This window comes from Plantibacter cousiniae (nom. nud.) (assembly GCF_977070315.1).
Genome location: NZ_CDRVEU010000011.1, coordinates 38,958 through 52,018 on the forward strand (window position 1 = coordinate 38,958; position 13,061 = coordinate 52,018).

The 13,061-nt window shown below is 60.4% G+C and carries 11 protein-coding genes; 7 read left to right on the forward strand and 4 right to left on the reverse strand.

Going from position 1 to position 13,061, the window contains the following annotated elements; genetic code table 11:
* Nucleotides 1-57 precede the first annotated feature (57 nt).
* From amn to ACW55A_RS19965, 3 genes are all read right to left on the reverse strand, one after another.
* Complete coding sequence (amn, locus tag ACW55A_RS19955; RefSeq protein WP_003368777.1) at nt 58-1,521, reverse strand: AMP nucleosidase; 1,464 nt, start codon at nt 1,519-1,521, stop codon at nt 58-60.
* Between the two features lie 52 nt (nt 1,522-1,573).
* Nucleotides 1,574-3,223 carry an acyl-CoA dehydrogenase family protein gene (locus ACW55A_RS19960; RefSeq protein ID WP_498811543.1) on the reverse strand — a complete coding sequence of 550 codons (1,650 nt, stop codon included), beginning with the start codon at nt 3,221-3,223 and terminating at the stop codon, nt 1,574-1,576.
* Nucleotides 3,224-3,345: 122 nt separating this feature from the next.
* Nucleotides 3,346-5,379, reverse strand: a complete 2,034-nt coding sequence (locus ACW55A_RS19965) for a sensor histidine kinase (protein WP_498811542.1) — start codon at nt 5,377-5,379, stop codon at nt 3,346-3,348.
* Nucleotides 5,380-5,705: 326 nt separating this feature from the next.
* Here ACW55A_RS19965 and ACW55A_RS19970 point away from each other — a divergent pair, with 326 nt between their 5' ends.
* The 4 genes from ACW55A_RS19970 (at nt 5,706) to ACW55A_RS19985 (ending at nt 9,529) form a co-directional block, all read left to right on the forward strand.
* Complete coding sequence (locus ACW55A_RS19970) at nt 5,706-6,503, forward strand: hydroxymethylpyrimidine/phosphomethylpyrimidine kinase (protein WP_046718967.1); 798 nt, start codon at nt 5,706-5,708, stop codon at nt 6,501-6,503.
* Nucleotides 6,504-6,526: 23 nt separating this feature from the next.
* Entirely contained in the window at nt 6,527-7,144 is a 618-nt protein-coding gene (gene thiE / locus ACW55A_RS19975) for a thiamine phosphate synthase (protein WP_003368782.1), read from the forward strand.
* Between the two features lie 256 nt (nt 7,145-7,400).
* The gene (gene hemL, locus ACW55A_RS19980; protein WP_498811541.1) at nt 7,401-8,684 is read left to right on the forward strand and encodes a glutamate-1-semialdehyde 2,1-aminomutase; all 1,284 of its coding nucleotides are present in this window, start codon (nt 7,401-7,403) and stop codon (nt 8,682-8,684) included.
* 296 nt (nt 8,685-8,980) lie between these two features.
* The gene (locus ACW55A_RS19985; RefSeq protein WP_003431680.1) at nt 8,981-9,529 is read left to right on the forward strand and encodes a tetratricopeptide repeat protein; all 549 of its coding nucleotides are present in this window, start codon (nt 8,981-8,983) and stop codon (nt 9,527-9,529) included.
* Nucleotides 9,530-9,571: 42 nt separating this feature from the next.
* Here the strand turns inward: ACW55A_RS19985 and ACW55A_RS19990 are convergent, their stop codons facing one another.
* The gene (locus tag ACW55A_RS19990) at nt 9,572-9,898 is read right to left on the reverse strand and encodes a DUF1820 family protein (RefSeq protein ID WP_003368785.1); all 327 of its coding nucleotides are present in this window, start codon (nt 9,896-9,898) and stop codon (nt 9,572-9,574) included.
* Nucleotides 9,899-10,037: 139 nt separating this feature from the next.
* Between ACW55A_RS19990 and miaB the strand changes: the two genes are divergently transcribed.
* The 3 genes from miaB to ybeY all read left to right on the forward strand — a co-directional run bounded on the left by miaB (nt 10,038) and on the right by ybeY (nt 13,058).
* Entirely contained in the window at nt 10,038-11,366 is a 1,329-nt protein-coding gene (gene miaB / locus ACW55A_RS19995; RefSeq protein ID WP_003368786.1) for a tRNA (N6-isopentenyl adenosine(37)-C2)-methylthiotransferase MiaB, read from the forward strand.
* 176 nt (nt 11,367-11,542) lie between these two features.
* Nucleotides 11,543-12,565, forward strand: a complete 1,023-nt coding sequence (locus tag ACW55A_RS20000; protein WP_455809268.1) for a PhoH family protein — start codon at nt 11,543-11,545, stop codon at nt 12,563-12,565.
* A complete protein-coding gene (gene ybeY / locus ACW55A_RS20005) occupies nt 12,558-13,058 on the forward strand; it encodes an rRNA maturation RNase YbeY (protein ID WP_003368789.1) in 501 nt (166 codons plus the stop codon). The genes ACW55A_RS20000 and ybeY overlap by 8 nt, the downstream gene beginning before the upstream one ends.
* The last annotated feature ends 3 nt before the right edge of the window (nt 13,059-13,061 follow it).

Consider the following 13,061-nt stretch of genomic DNA (forward strand, 5'->3'; position numbering starts at 1 on the left):
AGAAAGGGCCACTTTAGTGGCCCTTGGTGCAAATACCAATCTATTAACGGCAAGCCATCAACGGAATGGCGGCTCGTCGAAGCTGCGCAGTTTGCGTGAGTGCAGCGAGTTCACCTCGGTACGCAGCAGGTCCAGCGCAGCGATGCCGATTTTCAGGTGCTGACTGACAGCACGCTCATAGAACGCATTCGCAGAACCCGGCAGCTTGATTTCGCTGTGCAGCGGCTTGTCGGATACACACAGCAACGTGCCGTAAGGCACACGCAGGCGATATCCCTGAGCAGCGATGGTGCCGCTTTCCATGTCGACCGCCACTGCGCGCGACAGGTTGATCAGCGGACGTTCCTGAGCCCAGCGCAGTTCCCAGTTACGGTCGTCATAGGTCAACACCGTGCCGGTGCGCAGGCGCTTCTTGAGCTCTTCGCCGCGCTCGCCGGTAATCTGCGCAGCCGACTCCTGCAAGGCTAGTTGCACTTCGGCAAGCGCCGGAATCGGGATATGGGGCGGCAGTACGCGGTCGAGAATCCCGTCGCGACGCATGTAGGCGTGAGCCAACACGTAATCGCCGATGGTCTGCGACTGACGCAGGCCGCCGCAGTGACCGATCATCAGCCAGCAATGCGGACGCAGCACCGCGAGGTGATCGGTGATGTTCTTGGCGTTGGACGGGCCGACGCCGATGTTGACCAGCGTCACGCCATGACCGTCTTCGGCGATCAGGTGGTAGGCCGGCATCTGATAGCGGTGCCAGACCACGCTGGCGACGATGGCCTGGGCTTCTTCCTGGCCCATGCTCTTGTCGACCACCACGTTACCCGGCAGGACCATGCGCACGAAACGCGGGTCTTCGCGGAGCTTTTCCAGGCCGTGCAGAATGAACTGGTCGACATAGCGATGGTAGTTGGTCAGCAGAATCCACGGCTGCACATGACGCCAGTCGCTGCCGGTGTAATGCACCAGACGGCGTAGCGAAAAATCCACCCGCGCAGCGTCGAACAGCGCCAGTGGCAGCGGATCGACGTTGGCCCAGTCGTAGAGGCCGTCGGCAATGCCGTCGGTGGCAGCCGACAGGTCGGTGCTCGGGAACACTCGTGCCAGCGCCGCCGCGGTGACGCCCGTGCCGGCCAGCTCATCGCCCTGCTCGACCACGTAAGGATAAGGAATGCTCTGCTCGCTCATACCGACTTCGACCGTCACGGTGAAATCGTTCATCAGCGGGACAAGTTGTTCGAGCAGGTACTTTTTGAAGGCCTTGGGCTGCGTGACGGTGACGCTGTAAGTGCCCGGCAGCTGCACCTTGGCGTAGGCGCGCGTGGTGACCGGCACTTCGCCCTGGCATTTGTAGACCAGGCGCAGTTCCGGGTAGCTGAATTGCGCTCGCTCTTCGGCAGTGGGTTCAACGCGGTCTTTCAGGTAGCGCTTGAGCGCCTGACTCAGCGCACTGGTGGCGCGTTCATGCAGCTCGGCGAGCCGTTCTACAGCCTGCTCGGCGGTGTCGACAACAACAAAGGCTTGGGTCACGATTCATGTCCTGTCTGATCTTGCAGACGTGCATCGTAACGGGTTCGCGTGCTCATGCCACCTGCGGCGAGGCCCTTTGCAGCAATGTTTCTACGTCAACACCCTTGGGCAAAGCGCCATACACCCGCCCACCAGACACCAGTCGACCGGCAATGAAGCCGTCACTGACCGCCGCGTTACCCGCTTCCAGCAACAACTTGCCCTGCAAGGCGATGGCGATGTCTTCGGTCAGTTGGCGGGCGCGGTACTGAATGTCGCCAGTGTCCTGAAACGCCGCCTTGAGCTTGCCGATATGTGCCGCCAGCTGCCGGTCGCCATGTCCGTCGCCCAGTTCGTCGAACAGCGCATCGAGTGCGCCGGGCTCCTTGGACAGGGTTCGCAGCACGTCCAGGCATTGCACGTTGCCGGAGCCTTCCCATGTCGAGTTGACCGGCGCTTCGCGGTACAAGCGGGGCAGAATGCTGTCCTCGACATAACCGGCGCCGCCCAGGCACTCGGCGGCTTCGTTGATCATGCCCGGGGCGCGTTTGCAGATCCAGTATTTGCCCACTGCCGTGACCAGACGCACAAAACGCTTTTCGTGGTCATCATCCAGGTGATCAAGCGCGCGCCCCATCCGCAGGGTCAGGGCCAGCGCGGCCTCGCTTTCCAGTGCCAGATCAGCCAGCACGTTCTGCATCAACGGCTGCTCGGCGAGCAACCGGCCACTGACCGTACGGTGCGCGCAATGGTGAGTCGCCTGAGTCAGCGCCTGACGCATCAAGGCACTGGAGCCAATCATGCAGTCGAAACGGGTCATGGCGACCATTTCGATGATGGTCGGGACGCCGCGCCCTTCTTCGCCGATCATCCATGCCAGCGCGCCACGAAACTCGACTTCGCTGGAGGCGTTGGACCAGTTGCCGAGCTTGTTTTTCAGGCGCTGAATGTAAAACTCGTTACGCGTGTCGTCCGGCCTATGGCGCGGCAGCAGAAAACAGCTGAGGCCCTTGTCGGTCTGCGCCAGGGTCAGGAATGCATCGCACATGGGTGCCGAGCAGAACCATTTATGCCCGACCAGTTCGTAGGCCTGGCCGGGGCCGCCTGCTCCCACCGGGAACGCACGCGTGGTGTTGGCGCGCACGTCGGTGCCGCCCTGCTTCTCGGTCATGGCCATGCCGATGGTCGCGCCACGCTTGTGCGCAATGCCCACGTTGCGTGGATCGTACTCAGTCGACTGCACCTTGGGCAGCCAGATTTCAGCCAGATCCGGTTGCAGCCTGAGCGCAGGAACGCTGGCGAAGGTCATGGTCAGCGGACAGCCGCTGCCAGGGTCTGCCTGGGTATGCAAATAACTCATGGCCGCACGCGCCACGTGAGCGCCGGGCTGCGGATCGGTCCATGGCAACGACGGGATGCCATGCTCGATGGCCGTGCTCATCAACTGGTGATACGCCGGGTGGAATTCGACCAGGTCGATGCGGTGCCCGTAACGGTCATGGCTGGCAAACTCAGGCTTGTGCTGGTTGACCAGAAAGCCCGCCGCCATCAGCGGGCCACCTGCCAGCGCACCGTAGGCATCGATACGCGACTGCGCCCAGCCCGCCCCCAATTGCCTGCTCCATTCCTGAAGTGGCACGTCGATACGGTAAAGGTTTGCCCCGTCCAGCGGCGGCGGTTGATTGGTGACTTCGTGGGTTTCGGCGAATTGATTCAGGTTCATGAGTCATCTCCTGCCTGAGTACACACACAACATGCACACAGTGAATCACGCACCCGGCCCTCGCAAAAGTGCCGTAGCCGCCTAACCGTCGGCGTTTTCAGCTGATGACGCTATAAGGCCGCTTATATACCCCATTGAGCCTTGAGTTCAGGCGCCCTGCGCACCGCGCCCGGCACGACCATCAGCATCGGCACGCTCAGCGTGAAACAGCTGCCCTTGCCGGGTTCGGAACGATGACTCAGTTCGCCGCCCTGCAACTCGACCAGTTTCCGGCAGATCGCCAGTCCGATGCCCAGCCCGCCGTATTCGCGGGTCATGGAGCCGTCGACCTGAAAGAAATGCTGATACAGCCGGGCGTCGTCCAGGCGGCTGAAGCCGATACCGCTGTCCATCACTTCGACCCGCAGGTACAGGCGCTCCAGGTCTTGCGGATGGCCACTGAAACGCACCTGCACCGCGCCCTTCCGGGTGAATTTGATCGCGTTGTCCACCAGACACTCGATGCACTGGTAGAGCTTGCTCGCGTCGCCACGAAGGCTCGGCGGCAGTTTATCGTCCAGATCGAGCGTCAATATCAGGCCCTTGGACTGAGCCGCGCCGCTGAAACGCTCCTCTAACCTGTCAGCCAGATCCTCGGGGGAAAACGCCTCGCAGTCGGCGTACAGCACACCGGCCTGCAGCTCGGTGAGGGTCAGGATACCGTTGATCATGCTCATCATGTCGCGTGCCGAACTGGCGGCGGTTTGCTGATACATCTCGACTTCGTCGTCCATGTCCAGCGTCTGCATGACCTCCAACGATCCGATCACCCCGTTCATCGGCGTTCGCAGCTCATGGGTGAGCGTGGCAAGGAACTCGTCCTTCAGCCGGTTGCTGTTGGCCAGTTGCTGGTTGAGGCGCTCCAGATCCTGACCGGCGGCCAGCAAGGTTTGCGCCTGCTGCCTGCGGGCGTGGTTGATACGGTCGGCCAGCGCCATCGACAGGAAGGCCATTTCCAGCACCGTGCCGATGTGCGAGGCGTACATGGTCAGGAACGTATTGGGCAGATAGCCAAGCAGCATCAAGCCGAAGATCAGTCCGCTGACCATGAATACCGACCAGGCAAGTACGAAGTAGCGCCCGACCCGTTCGCCTTTGATGACCGCAACGATACCCGCCAGGTAGATCGTCAGAGAGCCCGCCATGACCAGCTGAGTGGCACCGCGCAGAGCCGGCCCGTAGCTGAGGAACAAGGCCATGAACATGACCAGTACGGCAGCGCCGATAACCGCCAGCAGCAGCCGGTCCAGCCAGCGGCTCAATTGTGCGGAGCCCAGAAAGCTGCGCGAAAACTGGCATGCGAATAACGTCGCCAGAGACATCAGGAAGGGGGTCGACGCATTCGCCCACCAGGGGCTGTCAGGCCACAGGTATTCGATGGCGACGCCGTTGATCGACATCTGATAAAGCCCGAACGAGGCGACATACAGCAGGTAATACAGGTAATCCACCTCACGAACGCTGAGGTAGATGAACAGGTTGTAGACCAGCATGCCCAGGAGCACGCCGTAGATCAGACCGAAGACGTAAACCTTGGTGGGCTGAGCGTCCAGATACGCGTGGGTAGACCAGAGGTTGAGCGGTGCCTGAACAGAGCCTTCGCTGCGAATACGCATGTACAGGGTTCGCGCCTGGCCCGGCGGCAGGTCCAGCTGGAAGAGGTAGTTGTTCTGGGCGAACTGGCGGCTGGAGAACGGCAGCATGTCTCCGGTCTGCCAGACCCGCCCGGGATTCCCGTCGGCATCCGGGACATAGAAATCAACGTGGTCCATTGGCGGATAGGCCAGTTCCAGCAACCAGTCGTTATGGATGCTGGCGTCCGTCGGGCGGTAGGTCAGCTCGACCTTCAGCCAGAAGGCGGAACGCGAATAACCGGCGTTGAAGGTACCGGCAGGCACGGGCTGAAAGGCACCGGCGTGAGCGGCGGCACTGACGCTTTCGATGGTCGCCTCGCCGGTCGGGTCTTCGAATGCCTGAATGGCACGGCCCAACGGCAGAAAACGAGTGTTTTCATCAAACTCGACTGCATGACTCTGCAACGGCAGCCAAAGAGCCAGAATGATCAACAGATAGCGCATTGAAGCCCCAAGGTAGGTCGTCGCGTTCAATCCATCCATTGATTACGACGTCCCGCAAATTTCTATCCTTGAAACAGGCTAATGATTCAAACAGACCGTTGAACGTGCACATGTACCGGCAGACATCAGTAAAGACCCGAACCGTCACTTGTCAGCCTTGCCACTCAAGCATAGCCGCTAATAGCTTAAAGACAGTATCGCGATCAAAATCAAGGCAATAGCTCTATATCGGTGACCGCAAGGCAAACATGAGTACTTTTTAAGGTTTTGTCGAGCCTGCCGTTGTCACCGATCGGGCTCGATCCGCAAGAAAAAACCGGCACCCCGAGCGGTCCGCGAAAGGTTTAGTGATAAGCTCGCGCACCATGAATATCTATAGCTCCCGCCCCGTAGTCCTTTGCCTGTCCGGTCACGACCCTAGTGGCGGCGCCGGTATGCAGGCCGATATAGAAGCCCTGCTCGCCCAAGGCTGCCATGCCGCTCCGGTGATTACCGCGCTCACCGTGCAAGACACGGTGAACGTCAGTGATTTCCGCGTGCTGGATCGCGAATGGGTGATGGCGCAAGCCAATGCAGTCCTCAACGATTCGAGCGTAGCAGCCGTCAAGCTGGGCATGCTGGGGTCACTGGAAATGGTCGATACGGTAGTCGAACTGCTTCTGGCCCACCCGCATTTGCCCATGGTCTGTGATCCGGTGCTACGCGCTGGCGGCGGCGGCAGACTGGGCAAGGACGAGGTCGGCTACGCCATGCGTGAACGCCTGTTGCCCCTGTCGACCATCGCCACCCCGAACCTTCCGGAAGCCCGCATCCTTGCCGAGCTTCCCGAAGGGACTGCGGACGAGTGCGCTGACAAACTACTGCCGTTTTGTGAATATCTGTTGATCACAGGCGGACATGGTGACGAGCAGCAAATCCATAACCGTCTGTACCTGCGTGACGGCCGGACCCACACTTTCGTCTGCGAGCGTTTGCCCGGCAGCTACCACGGCTCTGGCTGTACCCTGGCCAGCGCACTGGCCGGGCGCATCGCCCAGGGTGAAGAGCTGGTCAGCGCGGTGAAGTCGGCACTCGACTACACCTGGCGGACCCTGAGGGATGCCGAACAGTTGGGCCGGGGGCAATTCGTGCCACGTCGGCTGCCGCTGGATTTTTGCTCGTAACACATCGCCATGAGGGTCGATTCATGAAACTGCGTGGCCTGTATGCCATTACCGACAGCCAGTTGCTGTCCGGAAAATTTCTGTCGTATGTCGAAGCTGCGCTGGACGGCGGCGTGACTCTGCTGCAATACCGCGACAAGAACAGTGACGAGTCCCGCCGTCTGCGCGAAGCGACCGAACTGCTCAAGCTCTGCGAGCGCTACAAGACCCGACTGATCATCAACGATGACGCTGAGCTGGCTGCGCGGCTGGGGGTGGGCGTGCATCTGGGACAGTCCGACGGCTCGCTGCCCGATGCCCGCGCCCTGCTCGGACACAAGGCGATTGTCGGTGCCACCTGTCATGGCCGCGTGGAGCTGGCCGAGCAAGCCAAGGCTGACGGCGCGACGTACGTGGCATTTGGCAGGTTCTTCAATTCCCTGACCAAGCCTGGCGCCCCCGCTGTACCGCTGGACCTGATCGCTCAGGTGCGTGCCAGGGTCCACCTGCCGATCGCGGTGATTGGCGGCATAACCCTGGAGAACGCACCGCAACTGGTTGAACACGGGGCCGACCTGCTCGCCGTGGTGCACGGCTTGTTCGGCGCTGAAAACACTCAGGAAGTGACGCGCCGGGCAAAAGCTTTCACGGCGTTGTTGTAGAGCGGAATGGTCGTGGGCCAGAACCGGGCGACGCTTCGTTTTCTCGCGAAGGCGATGGTTCAGAATGCGCTGTTTTCGGGGCCTGCACTGCCCCCTTCGCGAGCCAGTACGTGGATCCTCCTTCATTTGATATAGTGCGTGTTCCTTCGCCTTCTCTGGCTCATGCCACCCAATAAAGCAGCCCACCCTGAAGCTGCCCGCCTCGGCTGACCCCAGCGTAGACACGAATTCCCCGTTTCAAAGCAGAGACCCGATCATGTCCCGTTCCGAAACACTGTTCGCCAACGCCCAAAAACACATCCCCGGCGGCGTCAATTCGCCGGTTCGCGCCTTCAAGAGCGTGGGTGGCACGCCACTGTTCTTCAAGCACGCTGCGGGCGCCTACGTGACTGACGAAGACGACAAGCGTTATGTGGATTACGTCGGCTCCTGGGGCCCGATGATTCTTGGCCATAGCCACCCCGACGTGCTCGACGCCGTGCGCAGCCAGCTGGAACACGGCCTGTCCTACGGCGCACCGACGGCCATGGAAACCGAAATGGCCGACCTGGTCTGCGAACTGGTGCCATCCATGGAAATGGTTCGCATGGTCAGCTCGGGTACTGAAGCGACCATGAGTGCAATCCGTCTGGCCCGTGGCTTCACCGGCCGCGACAGCATCCTCAAGTTCGAAGGTTGCTACCACGGTCACTCCGACAGCCTGCTGGTCAAGGCCGGCTCCGGTGCGCTGACCCTCGGCGTGCCCAGCTCGCCTGGCGTACCTGCCGCTTTCGCCAAACACACCCTGACCGTGCCCTTCAACAACCTCGACGCCGTGCGTGAACTGCTGGCCGAAGTGGGTCAGGAAGTGGCGTGCATCATCGTCGAACCCGTGGCTGGCAACATGAACTGTGTGCCGCCTGCGCCTGGCTACCTGCAAGGGCTGCGCGACCTGTGCGACGAACACGGCGTGGTGCTGATTTTCGATGAAGTGATGACCGGTTTCCGCGTTGCCCTCGGTGGCGCACAGGCTTACTACGGCGTGACGCCCGACCTGAGCACTTTTGGCAAAATCATCGGCGGCGGCATGCCGGTCGGCTGCTTTGGCGGCAAACGCGAAATCATGTCGCACATCGCACCGCTCGGCCCGGTCTATCAGGCCGGCACCCTGTCGGGCAACCCGCTGGCGATGGCGGCCGGCCTGACCACCCTGCGCCTGATCAGCCGTCCGGGCTTTCACGATGAACTGAGCGACTACACCCGCCGCCTGCTCGAAGGCCTGCAACAGCGCGCTGATGCCGCAGGTATCCCGTTCGTGACGACCCAGGCCGGCGGCATGTTCGGCCTGTATTTCAGCGAAGCCGACCAAATCGTGACGTTCGAAGACGTGATGACCAGTGACTCCGAGCGCTTCAAGCGCTTCTTCCACCTGATGCTGGAAGGCGGCGTTTACCTCGCGCCGAGCGCTTTCGAAGCGGGTTTCACTTCCATCGCCCATGGTGATGCCGAGCTGAAACTGAGCCTGGATGCCGCAGAAAAGGCATTCGCTGCGCTGAAATAAGCTCGTCAGGCATCACTCGCGCAGGGTGTCAGTGAACCGGCGCGAGTGATGACTGCGAATGAAACTGAACGTTAAGTACGTATTTTGCTTCTACAATGCAATGCGAACGCTGCACAGACACGCTGACAACAACCCTCTTTCAGGTAATCCGCCCGTAAAAAAGGATGTTTTCAGGCCGTGCAGCAGAAAATCCGTAAAGACTTTGTAAGGTTGGCTCTGCTTATTTCATAATGCGCAGCCAGCACGTTTAGCTGGTCGGGCATGCCCGCACCTTTTTCAGAGGTAAGTCGACTCCCATGAACCGCACCGGCCGCACCCTTGTATTGGGCTGCCTGTTGCTTGTCTATCCTCTGCTGGCAACTGCCGGCGGCAACTCGTTGTTAGTCCCGGCGATGGGTCGTTGCACCCTCAATACCCAGCCAGAGAACCTGCCAGCAGCGCTCGAAGCCTGCCAGCAGGCCGCCAAGGGTGGGGACGCGCAGGCGCAGTACGAGTTGGGTGAGTTCTATTACGAGGGCAGAAATGCACCTCGCGATTTGTCGCAGGCGCTGAATTATTTCGAGCAGGCTTCGCTGCAGGGCCATGCCCAGGCGCAGTATCAACTGGGCTTGATGTTCAGCCGTGGTGAAGGTGTGCAGGCCAACAACATTCAGGCCTACATCGTGCTGAAGATGGCCGCGGTCAACGGTTCGGAAGACGCGCTGGACGCTGCCGACGAAGTCTCGGCGAAGATGCAACGTGACGAGCTCGAAGTCGCCACTCAGGTACTCGGGCAGATTTTCCGCAAATACCTGCTTGAACTGCAGACCGCCGAAGGTCGCAGTCCTTTTTCTCCGTTGCCCTGATCAGGAATCTTTCAGGGCAATCGCGATTCACACCTGCAACGCTTACTTTTCCGGCATCGGCATGGGGAACGGCATCACATTGCTGCTGCCGCGCGCTTCGCTGATCTTCGGCGTGCCCATGCGTTCGACTTCATCGATGCGCACAATCGAATGCATCGGCACGAAACTGCGCACCACACCTTCGAACTGGGCCTTGAGCTTCTCTTCGCTCGGGTCCACCACAACGGTCGTGCGCTCGCCGAAGACGAATTCTTCAACTTCCAGAAAGCCCCACAGATCACTTTGGTAGATCTGCTTGGCGTACATCTCGAACACCTGTCCCTGGTTGAGGAAAATCACCTTGTAGATTGGAGCTTCGCGTTTGGTCATAACGGGCGGGTAACGATCGGAGATGAAAAAGGGGCACGGACTATAGCATGTCCGCCCGCCTCGTCGGACAGCCGACGCTAGGAACCCGAGCCCTTCATCCTTATAATGCGCGGTTCACTGACACGGTTGATCATCACGCATGGCCAAAAAGCTTTATATCGAAACCCACGGTTGCCAGATGAACGAGTACGACAGCTCGCGCATGGTCGACCTGCTGGGCGAACATCAGGCCCTGGAAGTCACCGCTCGCGCGGAAGACGCCGACGTGATCCTGCTCAATACCTGCTCGATTCGTGAACGCGCCCAGGACCGGGTGTATTCCCAGCTCGGCCGCTGGCGTGAGCTGAAGCTGGCCAATCCGGAAATGGTTATCGCTGTAGGCGGCTGCGTGGCCAGCCAGGAAGGCGCAGCCATTCGTGATCGCGCGCCCTATGTGGACGTGGTGTTCGGCCCGCAGACCCTGCACCGCCTGCCGGAAATGATCGACGCCGCACGCGTGACCCGCTTGCCGCAGGTCGATGTCTCGTTCCCGGAAATCGAAAAATTCGACCACTTGCCCGAGCCGCGCGTCGATGGCCCGAGCGCTTATGTGTCGGTGATGGAAGGCTGCAGCAAATACTGCACGTTCTGCGTGGTGCCCTACACCCGTGGCGAGGAAGTCAGTCGCCCGTTCGACGATGTGCTGAGCGAAGTCATCCACCTGGCCGAAAACGGCGTGCGTGAAGTCACCCTGCTGGGGCAGAACGTCAACGGTTATCGCGGCACCACCCACGACGGCCGCGTCGCAGACCTGGCGGACCTGATCCGCGTGGTCGCCGCCGTCGATGGCATCGACCGAATTCGCTACACCACCTCGCACCCGCTGGAGTTTTCCGACAGCCTGATCCAGGCCCACGCGGAAGTGCCGGAACTGGTCAAACACCTGCATTTGCCTGTGCAGTCGGGCTCCGACCGTATTCTGGCGGCGATGAAGCGCAACCACACCACGCTGGAATACAAGTCGCGTTTGCGCAAGCTCAGGGCCGCAGTGCCGGGCATCAGTATCAGTTCCGACTTCATCGTCGGCTTCCCCGGCGAGACCGAAAAGGATTTCGACAACACCATGAAGCTGATCGAGGACGTGGGTTTCGACTTCTCGTTCTCGTTCGTCTACAGCCCGCGCCCGGGCACGCCCGCCGCGGACCTCAAGGACGATACGCCCGAAGCCCTGAAGAAAGAGCGCCTGGCAGCGCTGCAACATCGTCTGAACCAGCAGGGTTTCGAGATCAGCCGGCAGATGGTGGGCAGCATCCAGCGCATTCTGGTGACCGACTACTCGAAGAAAGACCCAGGCGAACTGCAGGGCCGAACCGAGAACAACCGGATCGTCAATTTTCGCTGCGACAACCCCAAATTGATCGGACAGTTTGCCGATGTACACATCGATGATGCGCAGCCTCACTCGTTGCGCGGCTCGCTGCTACAGTAAAGCTTGAGTGTCGCTGCAGAAACGAATCGCCGAATGAATTCGTTTCTGCGCGGTCCCTACCATTGAGCACGGTGAATCCCTGGCGCGGCCTTTAACAAGGCAACGCTTTCGCACAATCAGCGCTAGGGGTATTCTTCAATACATCTCAATTGCCGCCGGACGGCCATTAAACGACCTTGAACGCACCCATAGAACCTCATCGCTTCACCCTCGAGCCTTTCGAGGCCCATCGTTTCGCCAACTTGTGCGGGCAACTCGACGAGCACTTGCGCCTGATCGAGCAACGCCTGGACATCGAGATCCGCAATCGCGGCAATCAATTCGAGCTGATTGGCGACGCCAAACAAAATCATTCCGCCGAGAACCTTCTGCGCCGTCTGTACCGGGAAACCAAAGGTACCGAACTGACGCCGGACATGGTCCACCTGTTCCTTCAGGAATCGGGTGTGGACGGCCTCGACAATCACCCTGCCGCCGAAGTCGGCGTCTCGCTGCGCACCAAAAAGGGCATGATTCGCCCGCGCGGCCTGAACCAGCAGCGTTACGTCAAGGAGGTCGTCAGCAACGACATCAACTTCGGCATCGGCCCGGCGGGTACCGGCAAGACCTACCTGGCGGTGGCCTGCGCGGTGGATGCACTGGAGCGCGAGCAGATCCGACGCATCCTGCTGGTGCGCCCGGCGGTCGAGGCTGGCGAGAAGCTGGGCTTCCTGCCCGGCGATCTGGCACAGAAGATCGACCCGTACCTGCGCCCGCTGTACGACGCGCTGTACGAGATGCTCGGTTTCGAATACGTCGCCAAGCTGATCGAGAAGCAGGTCATTGAAGTGGCACCGCTGGCTTACATGCGCGGACGCACCCTTAATAACAGCTTCATCATTCTCGACGAAAGTCAGAACACCACCGTCGAGCAGATGAAGATGTTCCTGACCCGTATCGGCTTCGGCTCCACAGCCGTGATCACCGGCGACATCACCCAGGTCGACCTGCCGAAGGGCACTCGCTCCGGGCTGACGCACGTCATCGATGTGCTCAAGGACGTGCCGGGCATCAGCTTCACGCATTTCAAACCCAAGGATGTGGTTCGCCACCCGCTGGTTCAGCGCATCGTCGAAGCCTACGAGCGTTTCGACGACCGCCTCAGTGATGGTCCGTCGGGCAACAACAGTTACCCACGGGACAACCACCGCGATGCTTGAGCTGGACCTGCAGATTGCAAGCGAGACAAGCGCCCCTGACGAAGCCCGATTCCGCCTCTGGTGTGAAATGGGCCTGCGTCAGCGCAGTGCCGACTCCGAGCTGACCATCCGCCTGGTTGACGAAACCGAAGGGCGTGAGCTCAATCACACCTGGCGACACAAAAATTACGCAACAAACGTGCTTTCATTCCCGGCAGACGTTCCAGACGACATGCTGGACATCCCGTTGCTGGGTGATCTGGTCATCTGCGTTCCGGTCGTCAACCGTGAAGCCGTTGAACAGGGCAAGTCCGTCGACGCGCACTGGGCGCACATGGTCATTCATGGCTGCCTTCATCTGCTGGGTTACGACCACATCGATGATGAAGAAGCCGAAGAAATGGAAGCACTGGAACGAACGTTGCTTGAGGAGCTGGGCTATCCCGATCCCTACGCCGACGATGAAAGTGCCGACCATCCACATTCAGACACACCAAGCAAGGACCACGAGTAAGGG

Excerpts from the sequence above, each read along its gene's own strand:
- ACW55A_RS19960 (WP_498811543.1), bottom strand. The coding sequence starts at position 3,223 with ATGAACCTGAATCAATTCGCCGAAACCCACGAAGTCACCAATCAACCG.
- ACW55A_RS19965 (WP_498811542.1), bottom strand. The coding sequence starts at position 5,379 with ATGGATGGATTGAACGCGACGACCTACCTTGGGGCTTCAATGCGCTAT.
- ACW55A_RS19970 (WP_046718967.1), top strand. The coding sequence starts at position 5,706 with ATGAATATCTATAGCTCCCGCCCCGTAGTCCTTTGCCTGTCCGGTCAC.
- thiE (WP_003368782.1), top strand. The coding sequence starts at position 6,527 with ATGAAACTGCGTGGCCTGTATGCCATTACCGACAGCCAGTTGCTGTCC.
- hemL (WP_498811541.1), top strand. The coding sequence starts at position 7,401 with ATGTCCCGTTCCGAAACACTGTTCGCCAACGCCCAAAAACACATCCCC.
- ACW55A_RS19985 (WP_003431680.1), top strand. The coding sequence starts at position 8,981 with ATGAACCGCACCGGCCGCACCCTTGTATTGGGCTGCCTGTTGCTTGTC.
- ACW55A_RS19990 (WP_003368785.1), bottom strand. The coding sequence starts at position 9,898 with ATGACCAAACGCGAAGCTCCAATCTACAAGGTGATTTTCCTCAACCAG.
- miaB (WP_003368786.1), top strand. The coding sequence starts at position 10,038 with ATGGCCAAAAAGCTTTATATCGAAACCCACGGTTGCCAGATGAACGAG.
- ybeY (WP_003368789.1), top strand. The coding sequence starts at position 12,558 with ATGCTTGAGCTGGACCTGCAGATTGCAAGCGAGACAAGCGCCCCTGAC.